At 54.8% G+C, this 301-nt stretch carries 1 pseudogene; it reads right to left on the bottom strand.

Annotation, left to right across the window (positions count from 1 at the left end):
* Nucleotides 1-301, bottom strand: a pseudogene (locus KDM89_RS21515) (methyltransferase domain-containing protein); the annotation flags it as partial.

Raw genomic sequence — 301 nt, 5'->3', positions numbered from 1 at the left:
CGCATGTCCGTACACCACTTCTATGCTGAGCGCAATACGGCCATCTGCGCCGCGTTGTTTTTCCAGTAATGCCAGCAGGCGCTGGTAGCGTTGACGGCCAAACAAACCACGCTCACGGGTTGCCAGCGGATTACCGCCCAGCGCACGTACATCCTGCAATAACTGATGTGGACTGGCATAGGTCAGGGTCAGCTTTTCCATGTCCATCACCGGAGTGGAAAATCCCGCATTCACCAGCATATCGCCAAAATCATGCATATCGACGAAGGGCAAGGTATGGGGCCAATTGTCGACTGCAGCA

The sequence above is a fragment of the Cognatundibacterium luofuense genome, assembly GCF_018139685.1.
GTDB lineage: Bacteria > Pseudomonadota > Gammaproteobacteria > Burkholderiales > Burkholderiaceae_D > Undibacterium > Undibacterium luofuense.
Note: the sequence above shows the minus strand (reverse complement) of the source record. Positions and strands in the feature narration are given on the sequence as shown.